The sequence below is a fragment of the Gluconobacter sp. OJB genome (assembly GCF_039638275.1).
GTDB lineage: Bacteria > Pseudomonadota > Alphaproteobacteria > Acetobacterales > Acetobacteraceae > Gluconobacter > Gluconobacter cerevisiae.
On the sequence record NZ_JBDIWH010000001.1, the window covers coordinates 471,049 to 486,051 of the forward strand.

15 protein-coding genes and 1 pseudogene are annotated in these 15,003 nt (G+C 54.6%); 4 read left to right on the top strand and 12 right to left on the bottom strand.

Features of this window, described 5'->3' with window-relative positions:
• Positions 1-2 precede the first annotated feature (2 nt).
• The 3 genes from hutU to ABDK74_RS02220 all read right to left on the bottom strand — a co-directional run bounded on the left by hutU (position 3) and on the right by ABDK74_RS02220 (position 3,973).
• Entirely contained in the window at positions 3-1,688 is a 1,686-nt protein-coding gene (gene hutU / locus ABDK74_RS02210; RefSeq protein ID WP_346002527.1) for a urocanate hydratase, read from the bottom strand.
• Positions 1,689-1,774: 86 nt separating this feature from the next.
• Complete coding sequence (gene hutG, locus ABDK74_RS02215) at positions 1,775-2,590, bottom strand: N-formylglutamate deformylase (RefSeq protein WP_346002528.1); 816 nt, start codon at positions 2,588-2,590, stop codon at positions 1,775-1,777.
• Between the two features lie 21 nt (positions 2,591-2,611).
• Positions 2,612-3,973 (bottom strand): formimidoylglutamate deiminase, encoded by a 1,362-nt coding sequence (locus ABDK74_RS02220; RefSeq protein WP_346002529.1) that lies wholly within the window; start codon positions 3,971-3,973, stop codon positions 2,612-2,614.
• Positions 3,974-4,101: 128 nt separating this feature from the next.
• On the opposite strand from ABDK74_RS02220, the gene hutI reads away from it, so the two are divergent.
• Positions 4,102-5,340, top strand: a complete 1,239-nt coding sequence (hutI, locus tag ABDK74_RS02225) for an imidazolonepropionase (protein WP_346002530.1) — start codon at positions 4,102-4,104, stop codon at positions 5,338-5,340.
• Positions 5,341-5,439: 99 nt separating this feature from the next.
• Positions 5,440-6,180 (top strand): histidine utilization repressor, encoded by a 741-nt coding sequence (hutC, locus tag ABDK74_RS02230; RefSeq protein WP_346002531.1) that lies wholly within the window; start codon positions 5,440-5,442, stop codon positions 6,178-6,180.
• Between the two features lie 35 nt (positions 6,181-6,215).
• Here the strand turns inward: hutC and yghU are convergent, their stop codons facing one another.
• The 4 genes from yghU to ABDK74_RS02250 all read right to left on the bottom strand — a co-directional run bounded on the left by yghU (position 6,216) and on the right by ABDK74_RS02250 (position 9,389).
• The gene (gene yghU / locus ABDK74_RS02235; protein WP_346002532.1) at positions 6,216-7,094 is read right to left on the bottom strand and encodes a glutathione-dependent disulfide-bond oxidoreductase; all 879 of its coding nucleotides are present in this window, start codon (positions 7,092-7,094) and stop codon (positions 6,216-6,218) included.
• Positions 7,091-7,810: a glutathione S-transferase C-terminal domain-containing protein gene (locus ABDK74_RS02240; protein ID WP_346002533.1), complete on the bottom strand. Its 720-nt coding sequence runs from the start codon at positions 7,808-7,810 to the stop codon at positions 7,091-7,093. Before ABDK74_RS02240 ends, yghU begins: the two co-directional genes overlap by 4 nt.
• Positions 7,811-7,906: 96 nt before the next feature.
• On the bottom strand, positions 7,907-8,584 hold the full coding sequence (locus ABDK74_RS02245) for a peroxiredoxin-like family protein (protein WP_346002534.1): 678 nt from the start codon (positions 8,582-8,584) through the stop codon (positions 7,907-7,909).
• A 169-nt stretch (positions 8,585-8,753) separates the two neighbouring features.
• Positions 8,754-9,389: a glutathione S-transferase N-terminal domain-containing protein gene (locus ABDK74_RS02250; RefSeq protein WP_346002535.1), complete on the bottom strand. Its 636-nt coding sequence runs from the start codon at positions 9,387-9,389 to the stop codon at positions 8,754-8,756.
• Positions 9,390-9,570: 181 nt separating this feature from the next.
• On the opposite strand from ABDK74_RS02250, the gene ABDK74_RS02255 reads away from it, so the two are divergent.
• Positions 9,571-10,467, top strand: coding sequence for a LysR family transcriptional regulator (locus tag ABDK74_RS02255; protein ID WP_346002536.1), 897 nt, complete (start codon positions 9,571-9,573; stop codon positions 10,465-10,467).
• A 123-nt stretch (positions 10,468-10,590) separates the two neighbouring features.
• Here the strand turns inward: ABDK74_RS02255 and ABDK74_RS02260 are convergent, their stop codons facing one another.
• Positions 10,591-11,196, bottom strand: a complete 606-nt coding sequence (locus ABDK74_RS02260) for a DUF1826 domain-containing protein (RefSeq protein WP_346002537.1) — start codon at positions 11,194-11,196, stop codon at positions 10,591-10,593.
• A gap of 89 nt (positions 11,197-11,285) precedes the next feature.
• Between ABDK74_RS02260 and zigA the strand changes: the two genes are divergently transcribed.
• Positions 11,286-12,488, top strand: coding sequence for a zinc metallochaperone GTPase ZigA (gene zigA / locus ABDK74_RS02265; RefSeq protein WP_346002538.1), 1,203 nt, complete (start codon positions 11,286-11,288; stop codon positions 12,486-12,488).
• A 131-nt stretch (positions 12,489-12,619) separates the two neighbouring features.
• Here the strand turns inward: zigA and ABDK74_RS02270 are convergent, their stop codons facing one another.
• From ABDK74_RS02270 to ABDK74_RS02285, 4 genes and pseudogenes are all read right to left on the bottom strand, one after another.
• On the bottom strand, positions 12,620-12,832 hold the full coding sequence (locus ABDK74_RS02270) for an MFS transporter (protein WP_346002539.1): 213 nt from the start codon (positions 12,830-12,832) through the stop codon (positions 12,620-12,622).
• 165 nt (positions 12,833-12,997) lie between these two features.
• Positions 12,998-13,117 (bottom strand): annotated as a pseudogene (locus ABDK74_RS02275) (LysR family transcriptional regulator); the annotation flags it as partial.
• A gap of 376 nt (positions 13,118-13,493) precedes the next feature.
• The gene (locus ABDK74_RS02280; RefSeq protein WP_346002540.1) at positions 13,494-14,039 is read right to left on the bottom strand and encodes an SgcJ/EcaC family oxidoreductase; all 546 of its coding nucleotides are present in this window, start codon (positions 14,037-14,039) and stop codon (positions 13,494-13,496) included.
• Entirely contained in the window at positions 14,017-14,763 is a 747-nt protein-coding gene (locus ABDK74_RS02285; RefSeq protein WP_346002541.1) for an SDR family oxidoreductase, read from the bottom strand. Before ABDK74_RS02285 ends, ABDK74_RS02280 begins: the two co-directional genes overlap by 23 nt.
• Positions 14,764-15,003: the final 240 nt, after the last annotated feature.

A 15,003-nucleotide genomic window follows, 5' to 3' on the forward strand; every position in this document is an offset into this window, starting at 1 on the left:
TCTCAGGCTCCGCGCGTGATCATGGGAAGGTCGAGGCCCTTCTCGCGGGCGCAATCTGTTGCAATATCGTAACCGGCATCCGCATGTCGCATGACCCCCGTAGCCGGGTCGTTCCACAACACCCGCTCCAGACGCCGCGTCGCATCGGGTGTACCATCCGCCACGATCACCATGCCGGAATGCTGGGAGAAGCCCATACCGACGCCGCCGCCATGATGCAGCGACACCCAGGTCGCGCCCGATGCCGTATTCAGAAGCGCATTCAGCAGTGGCCAATCGGATACGGCATCCGATCCGTCGCGCATGCTCTCGGTCTCACGGTTCGGACTGGCCACCGAACCACTGTCCAGATGATCACGGCCGATCACGATCGGGCCCTTGAGTTCACCACTGGCAACCATTTCGTTGAACGCCAGCCCGAGGCGGTGACGGTCCCCTAGGCCAACCCAGCAGATACGCGAAGGCAGTCCCTGAAAGTGGATTTTTTCCCGCGCCATATCGAGCCAGTTATGAAGATGCCTGTCGTCTGGTAGCAGCTCTTTGACTTTCTGGTCCGTCTTGAAAATATCCTCTGGATCGCCCGAAAGCGCAGCCCAGCGGAACGGACCGATACCCCGACAGAACAGCGGGCGGATATAGGCCGGAACGAAGCCCGGAAAGGCGAAGGCGTCTTCCAGGCCCTCATCAAAAGCCATCTGGCGGATGTTGTTGCCGTAATCGAAGGTTGGAATACCCTGCCGGTGGAATGCCACCATGGCCTCAACCTGAAGCCGCATGGACTCCCGTGCTGCCTTCTCGACCGCTGCCGGATTGGTGATCCGCATTTTCTCGGCCTGTTCCATCGACCATCCCGCAGGCAGATAGCCGTTCAGCGGATCATGCGCGGAGGTCTGATCCGTCACGCCATCCGGACGAATGCCGCGCCGCACCAGTTCGGGGAAGACTTCCGCGGCATTTCCAAGAAGCCCCACGGAAACCGCCTCACCCTTCGCACAGGCATCCTGAATGATCTTCAGAGCCTCATCGAGCGTGTCGACCTGACGATCCAGATATCCCGTCTCCAGACGCTTGCGGATACGGGACGGCTCGCATTCAACCGCCAGCATGGACGCACCGGCCATGACAGCCGCCAGAGGCTGCGCACCACTCATGCCGCCAAGACCACCCGTCAGAATCCAGCGCCCTTTCAGGCTGCCGCCATAATACTGGCGTCCCATTTCCACGAAAGTCTCGTATGTCCCCTGAACGATGCCCTGCGAGCCGATATAGATCCACGACCCCGCCGTCATCTGCCCGTACATCATGAGCCCGGCCCGATCGAGTTCGTTGAACTTCTCCCAGGTGGCCCAATGCGGCACAAGATTCGAGTTCGCGATCAGCACACGCGGCGCATCCGCATGCGTCCGGAACACGCCAACCGGTTTACCTGACTGCACCAGAAGCGTCTGATCGTCTTCCAGATCGCGCAGCGCCTCGACAATTCTGTCGTAACAGTCCCAGTTTCGGGCAGCTCGGCCGATACCGCCATAAACGACGAGTTCGGATGGCTTTTCCGCGACCTCGGGATCCAGATTATTCATCAGCATTCTGAGTGCCGCTTCCGTCTGCCAGCTCTTTGCCGAGCGTTCAGGGCCAATCGGGGCGCGGATGACACGATCATTCGAAAGGCGGTTGCCGGGATCACTCATGGGCTTCATCCTGTATGAACTTGTATATACCAATAGTCAGATCGCATCGCGAAATTGTCAATGCATTTATGAAATGATATCAGGATTTATTTTCGCGAGCTTGCTGCCTTCGGCCGCCAGCACAGTGCGGTTTCAAGAAGACTGTCGATCATCCGGGACAAACGCGTCGCTTTTTGCAGGTCGATCGGCCAGGGCGTTTCTTCGCTCCGCAGATAAGTGGATTGTGCAATTTCAAGCTGGATGGCATGGATTCCACGCTCGGGCTGCCCGTAGTGCCGCGTCGTATATCCGCCTTTGAAGCGACCGTTGACGACATGACTGAAGGCCACGCTTGCTTCCAGCTGGGCGCCGAGCAGCGTTTGCAGATCTCCATCACAGGACTGCCCGTTGTTTGTTCCCAGATTGAGGTCCGGCAGGACACCTTCAAACAGCCGGGGAATAACTGACTTGATGGAATGCCCATCCCACAGAACTGCCCACCCCCATTTCTGGCGCAATCTCTCAAGCTCTCCTGCAACAGCCTCATGATAAGGGCGCCAGTAAGTCTCCCGACGCTCGGCGATCTCGCTTTCGTTAGGCTCCTGCCCAGCCCGATAAATGGGCTGCCCGTCAAATGTCAGTGATGGCACAAGCCCTGTGCTGGGGCGCCCTGGATAAAGCGCCGCATCATCTGCGCCGCGGTTCAGATCCACCACATAACGGGAATGATTGGCTTTCAGCACGCCCATGCCTTTCGATAGCGCGCCCGCATAGAGATGTTCCATATACCAGTCGGTATCAGGCAACTGACGTCCTTGCGCAGTCATGCGCCTTTCCATACCGGGCGCCAGATGGGAGCCGGAATGAGGGAGCGTCACCAATACGGGCATCGTGCCGCGAATAAAGGAAAAAATATCCGTCATGATCAGGATTTCCTTGTAAGATCAGAGATCGAGAAGGGTACGTACGGTGCGCCTGAAGGCAGTCGTCACTATTTCCTGTTTTAAGTGTCGGCCATTGCGAACCTGCCATTGGCCAGCGCACAGCACATCCTTCACGGGAGGTTGACGCGATCCGAAAATAGCCGCGTCAAGAACAGCATCACCCTGAAGGTCTGGCAGTGGCAGCAGGTCCTCGTCCAACACGCAGAGATCAGCCCGCGCTCCGACAACCAGCCCCCAGGACTCCAACCCACAGGCACGACGCCCGCCATCCAGCGCTTGCCGATATAGCCATCCACCCGTAGATCCCAGCGCCTTCGTCGGGAGAGCCGCGCATCGCGTCTGCGTAAAAAGTCTCTGACCGTATTCCAGAGTACGCAACTCTTCCCAGGGGCTGATCAGCACATTGCTGTCGCTCCCGATTCCGAAACGGCCTCTCGCATTAATATAAGGTGCCAGCGGGAACAGGCCGTCTCCCAGATTAGCTTCCGTAATCGGACAGAGCCCCGCCACAGCTCCGGAACGCGCCATATCCACAACTTCGGAAGATGACAAATGGGTCGCATGAACGAGGCACCACCGCTCACCCACATCCGCCTGAGACAAAAGATATTCCACAGGCCGCGCGCCGACGGCGGCAATGCATTCCTCCACTTCCTTCTGTTGCTCGGCGACATGAATATGTACCGGCCCTGTCTGCGCAGACAGAAGATCTGCAACCGTCTTCAGATCAACCGCACGCAGCGAATGCAGTCCCAGCCCTACAGAAAGTAGCGACGTTTCCGACCAAGCCGACCGGGTCTCGCTGATGATCTTCTCAATGAGTTCAGGCGTCGTCGCGAAACGCTCCTGTGCCTCCTGTAAAGGACGACCATCAAAGCCGCCGCGCTCGTAAAGCGTCGGCAAAAGCATCAGGCCAATCCCAACCGCATGCGCCGCCCCGCCTAACCGCAAAGACATTTCCGCCACCTGCCCATAGGATGCGCCACCCTGTGCATGATGCAGATAATGAAATTCCGCGACCTGCGTATATCCTGCTGTCAGCATTTCCATATACAGGTAACTTGCGATATCCTGCATCTGCTCAGGCGAGATACGATGTGCGAGCTGATACATCAGCCGGCGCCAGGTCCAGAACGTATCCGATGGATTCTGGCGGCTTTCCGCCAGCCCCGCCATGCCACGCTGAAACGCATGGGAATGAAGGCTTAACTGTGATGGAACGACAACTGCTTTACGCTCTATCCCGGCAGGCGCATCGAAATCTGGGGTGATCGCGTCAAATCGTCCGTCAGGAGCAACGGAAATTCGCACATTTCTGTGCCAGCCGTCCGGCAGAAGCGCCTGCTCAGCAAACAGTTCCATAACTTCAACGCTCCTTCCCTTGGTGTGCGGAAAGTCTTTGCTTTTCCCGTTGGTTGCGTGATGATAATGGAATTATAAGACTTGTATATACCATAACAACGGATTTGATGCCGCAAGGAAGAAAGCGAATGTGGGATACGCTCTGGACAGACATTCATGTTGCAACTGCCGATCCGGCACGCATGTCGGAAAAGGACGGTTATGGCTGCATCCACAACGCTGCTATTGGTATTGAAAATGGAAAAATTTGTTGGATTGGTGCGGCCAAGGCCCTTCCTGAGGTTTCGCAGCCTCTGGCGCGCAACATTTGTTCAGGGCATGGCCTCTGGATGACGCCAGGTCTTGTGGATGCTCACACCCATGTCATTTATGCTGGAGATCGCAGTCTGGAGTTTGCGGAGCGCCTCAAAGGCGTTTCCTATGCGGAAATTGCGCGTAAAGGTGGTGGTATTCTCTCGACAGTCAACGCTACGCGCACTGTCTCCGAGAACGAATTGTTTGACATGACTGTGCAGCGCGTTCTGCGTATGATCGCTGAAGGCACGACCACAATCGAAATGAAATCCGGATATGGTCTGACCCTAAAGGACGAGCTCAAGCAACTCCGGGTTGCCTGTGCCATTGGCGCAGCCTTGCCTGTGCGGGTTCACACAACCTTTCTTGGCGCCCACGCGCTTCCGCCAGAGTTCAAGGACCGGCAGGACGACTATGTCTCGCATCTCATCAAAGATATTCTACCGCAGGCCGCAGAAGAAAAGCTGATCGACAGTATTGATGGCTTCTGCGAAAATATTGCATTCACCACTGATCAGATTGAAAGGCTCTTTATTGCCGCATCTGCGTTTAAAATTCCTGTCCGTCTGCATTCCGAGCAGCTCTCCAACACTGGTGGAACCAGACTGGCTGCACGTTACGGCGCTCTTTCGACCGACCATCTGGAATACGTCGTGGAAGACGATGTTATTGAGCTTGCTGATGCGGGCACGGTAGCCATGTTGCTTCCGGGAGCCTTCTATTTCATTCGTGAAACACAAATGCCTCCCATCAATCTGTTCCGAAAGCATAATGTTCCAATGGGTCTTGCCACAGATTGCAACCCTGGCACATCCCCAAGTGTAAGTCTGACAGGCATAATGAATATGGCCTGCACCCTGTTTCGTATGACACCCGAAGAGACCTTTTCGGCCGTGACGCGGATTGGCGCCCAGGCCTTGGGCCTTCAGAACGTCACTGGCACCCTCACGATTGGACGGGCCGCAGACATGCTTCTGTGGGATATTGCCGGGCCGCACGAACTTTCATACTGGATCGGCGGCAGGAGGCCCATTCAGCGAATTTTTGACGGTAAACCGCTTCCTGTGGTATAAATTCTTATAGTCTTATCCATACAACTTCTTGTCTAAATAACAGTTTCGTCAGGATGTTTTTTTGGATTGCCGCTTCTTAGCTGAAGGACAAGCCGCGACGTGAAAATAGACGTCTCCCGGGAGCGCTCTCCCGCTCGGTACGAACAGGTCAAGCTCCACATTACCGAGCGTATTCTGGGCGGAGAATGGGAAGAAGGTCAGAGACTTCCTTCAGAAAGCGAGCTGGTTGATCTTCTCGGCGTTTCACGCATGACGGTCCATCGGGCTCTTCGGGAACTGATGACCGAAGGGATCGTGATCCGGGCACAGGGGGTGGGAACATTCGTTGCCCCCCCTTCCCCGAAAGCAGATCTGTTGGAGCTTCATGACATTGCTGACGATATTCTCAGCTCCGGCCACGCCCATACGGCCCGTGTTATTACGCTGGAAGCCATCCGCGCCGACGTCAATCTGGCATTTTCCTTCGATATGCGACCCGGCAGCAAGCTGTTTCATTCGGTAATCGTGCATTTTGAAGACGATATCCCCCTTCAGGTGGAAGAACGTTTTGTCTCTCCTGCATTCGCCCCAGAATACCTTCAGCAAGACTTTACCCTGACGCATCCACATCGGCATCTGTATCATATATCGGGCCCAGATGAGATCGAGCATGTCGTGTTTGCCGTCTCGCCTACGCCTGAACTTCAGGCCCTGTTGGACATTACCCCGCACGAACCCTGTCTCCAGCTGGTACGTCGTACATGGGTCAAGGGCCGGGTTGTCATGAAAGGTATCTTCACATATCCGGGAAACCGATACAGCCTCGGTGGTCGCCGCAAATCTTCATCAGAAGGTTTTTAGCCAAATTTTCCAAAATCCGTTGTGCGAATTCGGGATTAATCTTTGCTGACCAGCCGATCCTGTGTCTTAGTCTCGAAATCAGAAGCGTCATGACGTTCATGAAGCTGGCTGGAAAGTTCTCCTGACGTTCGGTTGACCATCCGTCCACGCTGCACGGTAGGCCGTTTCATAAGTCGGTCGGCCCATGCCTTGAGATGGGGATAGTCCTGTACGTTCAGGAACGTGGCCGCATCATTATAAAGCCAGCCTTCCACAACCCCTCCATACCACGGGAAAATGGCCATATCGGCAATCGTATATTCCGGCCCGGCTATGAACGGACTTTCCGCCAAGCGCTGATCAAGCACATCCAGTTGTCGTTTGGCCTCCATGGCAAAACGGTTGATCGCATACTCGATTTTCTCGGGTGCATAGGCGTAGAAATGCCCAAAGCCGCCGCCAAGGTAAGGCGCGCTGCCAACCTGCCAGAAAAGCCAGTTCAGGCAGGCTGTCCGGTGAGCGATATCCTTCGGGAGGAAAGCGCCGAATTTCTCAGCCAGATACAGAAGGATAGAACCTGATTCAAAGACTGCCAGAGGCTCGTCACCGCTATGGTCGACAAGGGCCGGAATTTTGGAATTCGGATTGATTTCCGTAAAGCCAGATCCGAACTGATCCCCTTCTCCAATGCAAATAAGCCACGCGTCATATTCGGCCTGTGTGTGTCCTGCAGCAAGGAGTTCCTCAAGCAGGATCGTGACTTTTACACCGTTAGGTGTGCCCAGAGAGTAGAGCTGCAGGGGATGACGGCCAACCGGAAGTTTCTGCTCATGGGTAGCCCCCGCAGTGGGGCGGTTTGTGCTGGCGAACTTGCCGCCACTCGGGGTCGTCCATGTCCAGATTTTGGGGGGTACGTACTCTGAGGTTCCGCTCATGACACTCTCTCTTTTGAGGTAGTGGAAAAACTGGTCGGGTACATGGCCTGACGCGCATCGGCGTCCATAACGGTTTTGAATGTGTGCCTGCTCATGATGGCATGTGCACGATCGACTGCCGGACGGGCGTTCATCATCTGCATGAAACGAGCAAGATTGGGCCAGCGTTCCAGCGGTCTGTCTTCGTCTTTCATGACCCGTGTTGCCCGACCAAGCCAGCCCCATGCTGACATGTCCACAATCGTATAACGATCACCGACAATGAAAGATCGGCCTTCCAGATGAGAATTCAGGACCTGATAATGTCGTTCCGCTTCGCGGCGGTATCGGGTGGTCGCATAATCCAGACCTTCCGGCGCCGCATGCTGGAAGTGCACAGCCTGCCCCGAAAAGGGTCCGAGGCCTGTTGCAATGAACATAAGCCAGGATAGAAGTTCAGGACGATCCTGCGCTCTAGCTAAAAAATGTCCCGTTTTTTCGGCCAGATAAAGAAGGATGGCCGTGGAATCGAATAGCGTTGCGCTGCTGCCCTGCGGACCATCTGTATCCACAAGAGCAGGAACTTTACCATTGGGATTGATGGTCCGGAATGCGGCATCATGCTGCGCGCCGCGATAGGTATCGACGGGAATGGCTTCAAAAGGCATTCCCGTTTCAGCCAGAAACAAGGCAATTTTTTCCGGGTTCGGGCCGGGACCATAGTAAAAGTGAATCACGTGTCACTTCCCTCGCTTCAACGCAGGAAAACTTTTGCTTGATGGCGACCGGACTGATCCTGCTCCAGAAGTGTCCGACCGCCATAGCATCGATGCTCAGCTGGCGAACGACTGCGCTGCTTTCCGAAGTGCCGGAAGCATGTCTTGCGGTTCCGGGCGGCGGGTATAGTCTGGATTAACCTCGGCGTAGAGGATCACTCCGTCCTGCCCGATGACGAAACGGCCAGGCATCGGCAGAGTCCAGCTGTCATCTCCGTTGAAGGACGGAAGATCGTTTTTCAGGTTGCTGTAGAGTTCTACAAGATAGTCCGGCAGTGCGAAACGCAGACCGAACGCTGCTGCAACGTCGTTGTGCGTATCTGAAAGAATTGGGAAGTCGAGATGGTTCTGACGGACTGACTTGCGACTGTTCACGGCTGTCTGCGGCGAGATGGCAATCAGATTAGCACCGAATTCCCGGAAGGATGGAAGCGCGGCCTCAAGAGCCTGAAGCTCCATGTTGCAGTATGGGCACCACACGCCGCGATAAAAGCTGATGACCAGCGGGCCTTTGGCCAACAGATCGGCGCTGGACAAGGGATGACCGTCTGGATCGTTCAGGGTGAACGACGGAGCCTTGTCACCAGCCTTAAGCGTATTCTCTGCTGCACCTGAAGCGACCAGTTCAGCGGTTGCACGATGCATGACCTCGATCACTGAAGCCGGAACGCGATAGGGCGGCTTCCCCGCTTCGAAGTCGGCTTTGAAAGCATCAAGTTTTGCCTGAAGGGACATGGGTTATTTCCTTAATTTGCGGAAGTCCGAGGTTAGACTGGCTGGAACGGCCTGGGATGACACGAAGAAGGACTATTGCTCATTCCGTGCCGGAATGGTCGTCAGTCGGAGCATTGAGTGCGTGGGTCTTGGGTGTAGCCATATGCGCCTCTGCCCTGACGGATATATCTCAGTCCTGGGGGACAAGAGCTTCGATACGGGCGATACCGCGTTGCACGGCACCCCGGCTCTCGATGTCTGCATACCAGCGAGCAACGTGGGGTGTGTCGTCGAGGGTGATGTTGGGAAAGTTGCGACGCCACAGCCAGCCAAAATGAGCGATATCGGCGATGGTGAACTCTTCCCCTGCTACAAACCAGCTTTTTGCCAGAATTGTATCGAGTACGTGGAGCGTGCGTTTTGCTTCGGTCGAGAAACGCTCAAGAGCAATCGGCTCAGGCGATGCCGCAAATTTCTGGAAAAACCCCGACTGTCCAAAAGCCGGGCTAAGACCGGAGGCGTGAAAGAAAAGCTGCTCGAAAACCCGGGTCCGGGCTTGAGCCCCAGTCGGAAGAAGCTGGCCTGTTTTCTCGGCAAGAAATACAAGAATGGCCGCCGATTCCGTTAAGACGAACATGCGTCGCGCTTCATCCGTTTCCACGAGAACGGGCACCTTGCCATTGGGATTTAAGGCCAGAAACTCCGGGGTCTTCTGCTCCCTTTTGCGAATATTCACGCCATGAAGCGTGTAAGGAAGGTCCAGTTCTTCCAGTGCGATTGTGACCTTGACGCTGTTGGGCGTCGCGAAAGCATAGATGTCAAGCATCGTCAATTCTTCCCTGGCTTGTAGAAGACGGGTAGGAAATGATCCGTTCAAGAAGGGCTTCGGCAATTTCTTTTCCGTCTTCGCTCCGGCCTGTCCGGAGTTTGTGCCCAAGAGATGCCTCTTCCGCGCTCGACAGAGCAGATGTCTTGAGGCGATAAAGGTCATTCCCTGGAGGAATGTCATGGATCGTTATCAGGCAATGGCCACGTTCATACGCGTGGTAGATACAGGATCGTTTTCAGCCGCCGCCCGACATCTCGGTGTAGGGCAACCAGCGGTGTCCAAGACCATCGCGCAGCTTGAAGCGCACCTTCAGGTCAGTCTTCTCATCCGCTCCACACATGGCCTGACTCCGACCGAAGCCGGGCAGAATTTTTACGACCGGGCACGAAACGCCATTCAGGAGACAGATGAGGCGGAACTTGCCGCCAAGGGAGCGGGAGCTGCCCTGTCGGGACGGTTGCGGGTTTCAGCGGCAACAACGTTCGCAAGACTACATATCATTCCGGAATTGCCGCGCTTTCTGGAGGAACATCCTCATCTGACAGTCGAAATTCTCCTTGATGACCGGATGATCGACCTCGTGGCAGAAGGCGTCGATATTTCCCTTCGTATGGGGACGCTTGCGGATTCCACTGCAATCACCCGGAAGATTGCAGTGGGACGACGCTCGGTCCTCGCCACACCTGCCTACCTGAATCAGGCCGGGACCCTCCACTCTCCGGCAGATCTGCCGAACCATGAAGCGATTATATACAGCCAACTGCCGACTGTATGGTCGTTCCTACGAGACGGCGCTGCGATATCGGTTTCGGTAAGCGGACGACTTAGGGTTAGTGCAGCCGAGGGCCTCAGGGCTGCTGTTCTGGCAAATATGGGATTAACCATCGCGTCCGACTGGATGTTTGTACCAGAGCTCGAAGATGGCACTATCGTTCGTGTTCTTGATGCCTGGTCTTTGCCTTCGATCGATCTGTGGGCAGTCTTTCCCGCCGGACGGATGATAACGGCAAAAGCACGCCAGTTTGCGGCTTTCGTAGAGAACGTGATGAAAACAGTACACGCTCCCTCGTCCTAAAAGCGAAAGGGAGTATCAAATCCGGAAAAAGCTACGATACGTGTAAGGATCTGGATGGCGTCTTTGATGATGCTTTCCTTCTGGTTGGACATGTGTGGCCGGTTTTCTAGAGCCAAATGCAAATCAGGTGGTCATGTCGAAAGGTGCATCAGGACAAGCATTCACTTCGTCGATGGTCAGGAGGAGTCTGATACGTTCTTCGACGGGGCGGCATGATAAAGGCGGCGAGCGGTGGAGAATTTTCTCCGCCTCGTCCCACCCCGGAAAATGCTTCCCTTTGAGGAAGACAACAGCCCCCGTCGGGGCTTCCTGTACGGTCCGCCCCTCGTCAGCGGTCCACTGCACGCCCGGCCCGACATAAGCCCGAAGCAGCCGCAGGTCTACACAGTCCACGTGGAATTTCCGGCAACTGTCCGTGGTGATCTTCTCCAGCCGCACACGCAGGTTTCGGTGTCCGGAAACCACACTGTAAAGTTCCGCAAGCTCAAGCATATCCGGGATTAGAAGCAGCGCAGGTTCCGGACAACGGGAAGCAAGCTGCGCCGCTATTTCCGACAGTGCCCCCTTTGCCATGAGCAGACGCGGACCCGTCCCAAGATATGCTGACGCTGCCGTCGTCAGGGCTGAGGACATGTCCATCCGATGTAGCTCAAGACTGCGATGTGCAGACAGGATGCCGCCGAACGGCAACTGACGCTCCAGAAAGCAGCGTGTCGGACATGCAGACATGACGAAAAATACCCCTTATTGTTGATATGTTATAACATATCTAATAATAGAAGCACATCAACCCGCCTCACATCCCAAGGATCTCCCCCATGTCGGATACCCGATTGCCCGTGACTGTCCTTTCCGGCTTCCTGGGCGCTGGCAAGACAACACTCCTCAATTATGTCCTCAATAACCGTGCAGGCCTAAAGGTCGCAGTCATCGTCAACGACATGAGCGATGTGAATATCGATGCAGACCTCGTCCGCAATGGCGGCAGCAATCTGTCGCGAACAGACGAAAAACTGGTCGAGATGACCAACGGATGTATCTGTTGCACTCTACGCGACGACCTTCTGACGGAAGTGAACCGGCTGGCACAGGAAAAGCGGTTCGATTATCTCCTGATCGAGTCCACTGGAATTGCCGAGCCTCTTCCCGTGGCCGCAACATTCGAATTCCGCGATGAAGCCGGTCGTAGCCTGAGCGATATCGCGCGCCTCGATACGATGGTTACAGTCGTGGATGCCGTAAACCTGCTTCGGGACTATGGCTCGACCGATTTTCTGCGGGACAGGGGTGAAGTGGCGGGAGAGGACGATGAACGCGCACTTGTGGATCTCTTCGTCGATCAGATTGAGTTTGCGGATGTCATTATCCTCAACAAGATGGATACAGCCTCCCTTGAGGAGGCTGAGGCGGCCCGGCTGATCATCCGCTCCCTGAACGCCGATGCGAAGCTCATCGAAACACAGCAGAGTCAGGTTTCACCAGACCAGATCCTGAATACAGGTCTTTTCGACTTCGACCGTGCGCACCAGCACCCGACCTGGTTCCGGGAATTGCACGGACATGCCGATCATCGTCCCGAGACAGAGGAATATGGCATCACCAGTTTCGTCTATCGTGCCCGACGCCCTTTCGACCCGAAAGCCTTTGCCGCCTTCATCGAAAAATCATGGGAGGGTGTCGTCCGGGTCAAAGGCTATTTCTGGCTCGCGACACGGCCAGACTGGGTCGGTGATCTGAGTATCGCAGGCGCCCTGGCCCGCCATCAGGCTGCCGGACGCTGGTGGGCCAGCGTCCCACATCAAAACTGGCCGGACGATGAAGCCTGGCGCGCTACTCTCGCGGGGTATTGGGATGATGTTTATGGAGACCGCCGACAGGAACTCGTTTTTATCGGCGCTGGAATGGATGAAACCGCTCTTCGCACGGCTCTGGACGACTGCCTTGTCCCTCCCTCACAAAACGAGGTATTTATGCCTTGGCATTACGACAACCTAGCCGATCCTTTTCCTCAGTGGGCATAGAGGAACATCTAGCAGCATCCGTTTGCAAACAGGTAGTTTTCCGATCCCGTTTGCAAAAGGACCATTCATTTTTCCATAAAAACAATGTAATTTTTCTTATTGTGACACGCTCAAATTATATTCCATAATTTTCATAGAATGAGGCTGAGCATCTGCCAGACGAAAACAATAACAGCAACCGGTACTACGCAGAAAAAAGCACCACGCCAGCCTATCAGATTCCCTAGAAAACTGCCCGCAGGCGCAGCAATCACTGTCGCTAACGCATTTCCGCCATCCAGGATCGCCAACGCGCGTGGAATATGATGCTCTTCGACAAGACGCATCGCTGTGGCGGCAAACATCGATCAGAAACCACCAATCACGACGTCGATCATCCATCGCCCGGCCAAGCATGAAGATGACGGAGTTCGGCGTCAGCGAAACAACCGTTCCTGAAACAATCATCATGCTCATCAGTGCCAATAATAGTGTTTTGCGATTTATTCCTTTGGTGAATGAAGCGATAACCGGATTGTATGGCTCAGTGCGGACTGTGAGACACCGAGCTTTGCTGCAGCACACGTAAAGCTTTTCTCTCGAGCAACAGCCAGAAATGCGATCAGGTCATTAAAATTTTCGCGAGACATATATGAACCCTGTTCATCAGCATAGTCCGATTATTTTAGGAAGCCTTTTCGCCCTCGTCGAAGCACGATCTGCAAACAAAGAACAGTTAGTTTCGAAATAATCATCACACACCCGCATCGGAGATGCCGACGTTTCGGTTTAGGCGCTGGCGAATTGGTTGCGATAATATAGGCATCATGCCCCCTATCGAAAGCCTGAAAAATGCCCAATGCTTGTTGATGAATCGGGGTTATGCAGCCGATAGGCGTTGTGAAGTTCTAAAGGCGGAAGTGATCAGGGCGTGTATTTACACCCGAAAATCCAGCGTTCTTCCCTTCCAATACGATAAACGGCGTTATAAACGCCGCAACCGTACCAAGGTCCTGTTCGGTAAGCTCAAGGACTGGTGGGTGAATTATCTGACCACATATCCCGATGAATTTTCCATTTTCCATCCTGTTTGAGCAAAACGATCGTCTGTTTGCCGTGCTCAATAACCTGTCCTTTGGGATCAAGCATTCTGATTTGAGAGAGGCTGATCGCGGATGCTTCGCCACCATAGATCTCGTAGTCATCGAATGTGGCACCGCCGACGAGATCTGGCCGCAGAGTTTTCTCAAAATAGGCGAGGATTGCAGCACGGCCGGAAATCGGGTCTGCGTTGGGGGGCAGCAGCTTGGCATCATCGGTGTAGAGACGCGAAATCGCCTTGAGATCACCTTTGGCAAGGTCCGCAGCAAACTCTTCGGTCACCCCTTTCACGGCGTCCGCATCTGGCGATTGCGTATTGGCCGCCAGAGCAGGAGTGCATTGCAGGGCAAGTGCCATAGAGGCGGCCAAAAAACAGGAGAGCGGTTTTGTAAATGTCATAATGGTTGTCCCTGTGATGGAAGGTCGTTGAGGCGGTCGGATTGATGCTTTAAAGCTGTGAACAACCACCATCGACGACCAGTTCTGTGCCGACGACGTATCGGGATTCGTCGCTTGCGAGGTAGAGAACGGCGGCGGCAATTTCTTCGGCCTGGCCCATTCGCCCAAGAGGGACGCTCGCAGCGAACTGGGTTTTGAAGTTTTCCACTTCCGCTTCTGAGAGACCGATCTTGCTCAAGAGCGGTGTTTCGATACCGCCGGGGGCAACAGCGTTGACGCGGATTTTGCGGTCAAGAAACTCATAGGACCAACTGCGTGCGAATGACCGAACCGCCGCTTTGGCAGCGGCAACCAGCGACAGACCATGCTTGCCGGTCTGGTCAATGAACGAAGTCGTCAAAATAACGGATGATCCCTCACGTAGCACAGGGAGTGCCGCCTGCATCGTGAACACAGCGCCTTTGACACTGACATCCATAACGTCGTCATACTGATGTTCATTAATTGATTGTAATGGTGTCGGAATGACGTAACCGGCATTCACAAACAGAATATCGAGGCCACCAAATGATTTCTGAACCTTGTCCACAACGGATTTCATATCTTCGATAGACCGCACGTCAGCAGCAAGAACCAGCGCCTCGCCGCCGAGTTCTGCATGCACATCGGCAAACCGGGTTTCGTCACGGCCAGTCACGGCAACGCGGGCACCTTCTGCAATGAATCTCTTTGCGGTCGCAAGGCCGATACCGCTCGTACCACCCGTGATAAGGGCAGTTTTTCCCGAAAGTCTCATATCAGATCCTCATATTAGAGAAACGTGACGAGCGTTCTGGACGCTGATCATCGTTCTCGTTGATCCTAGCCAAAAGATTTGCGACCTAAAGGACATATTTCCCTCTTTTCGAGACACGATAATTCGCGACTTAGGTTGTGGCGTAAAATAAGGGAAATAGGTCCTTTGGGAAATTATCGTGGGGGACTACGTCTCAAGACCGTCCGATAACAAGCCTTAGAGGCAGAAGAAACGAGGAGG